This window comes from Micromonospora sp. D75, from assembly GCF_018070405.1.
GTDB lineage: Bacteria > Actinomycetota > Actinomycetes > Mycobacteriales > Micromonosporaceae > Micromonospora > Micromonospora chalcea.
In genome coordinates this window covers 1-1,125 of record NZ_JAGPXV010001027.1, presented here as the reverse complement: position 1 = coordinate 1,125, position 1,125 = coordinate 1, and the positions used below count along the sequence as shown (strand labels likewise).

The 1,125-nt window shown below is 72.0% G+C and carries 1 protein-coding gene and 1 pseudogene; one reads left to right on the top strand and one right to left on the bottom strand.

Going from position 1 to position 1,125, the window contains the following annotated elements:
• Positions 1-643, top strand: a pseudogene (locus KBX39_RS31715) (hypothetical protein); the annotation flags it as partial.
• On the opposite strand, the gene KBX39_RS31710 reads toward KBX39_RS31715, so the two are convergent.
• The coding region (locus KBX39_RS31710) for a hypothetical protein (RefSeq protein WP_312247527.1) at positions 640-1,125 on the bottom strand (486 nt) is incomplete at its 5' end. The pseudogene KBX39_RS31715 and the gene KBX39_RS31710 overlap by 4 nt on opposite strands.

The following is a 1,125-nucleotide window of genomic DNA, read 5'->3' as shown; positions in this document are numbered from 1 at the left end:
GGACCGCACGGTGCGCGAGCTGATCACCACCCGGGACGAGGCCACCCGCACCCGGGCCGCGCTCGACACCGAGATCCGCGAGCAACGCAAGCAGGTCGAGGTGATGGGCAAGCGCAAGGAGCAGGCCGAGCGCGCGCTCGAAGTGGCGAACGAACGTTCCGCCCGCAACAACAGCAGCGGCGGCGGCAGCGTCCAGGGCACCTCAAACAAGAACGCGAAGCCTGCGCCACGCAACTCGGACGGCTCGTGGCCGTCGGAGTCGTGCAGCGTCAACGACCCGACCCCGGCCAACGGCTGCATCACCCCGCGGACGCTGCACGCGCTGCAGCAGGCCAAGGCGGCCGGTTTCACCAGGTACGTCTCGTGCCACCGGCCCAGCGGCTCGGGCGAGCACCCGAAGGGGCGGGCCTGCGACTTCGCCGCCCAGAAGAACGGCTTCGGCGGCGTGGCCAGCGGCGGTGACCGGACGTACGGCAACAACCTGGCCGCGTACTTCGTGCGCAACGCCGACCCGCTCGCCGTGCTCTACGTGATCTGGTTCAAGCAGATCTGGCTGCCCAGCAGCGGGTGGAAGTCGTACAGCGGCGGCAACGGAGACCCGTCCAGCGACCACACCAACCACGTGCACCTGTCGGTGTACTAGCGCGCTCCCGGGGGGCCGGCCGGATCGGGCCGGCCCTCCAGCGTCGCGCCGAGACGGGCCGCCAGGCTCAGGTGAGCCGCCCGGGCCTGGCGGAACGCGTACCCGAACAGCGGCGCCGGCGCGGTGAGCGTGATCTCCACGTCGATGCGCACGGTGCCGTCGGGCTCGTCGCGTAGCCGGGTGTGGTTGCGCACCGTCGTCGCCGGCTGCTGCCGGGCGACAGTGACCACCTCGTCCTCGCTCGCGACCAGCACGTCCGCCTGGTACGTGACCGGGAAGTGCAGCGGGCCCAGTTGCAGCCGGTCGGTGATCGCGTAGCTGGCCAGCGCGCCCGGCCGGGCCGGCAGCTGCCGGACCCGGACGATCAGCGGATGCAGCTCGCCCTGGCGACTCAGGTCACCCAGCAGTGCCACCGCGTCGGCCCGGCTGCACCGGGCCTGCACGGTGTAGCTGAAGCTGTCGCTGCTCTGCAAGCGGGCCCC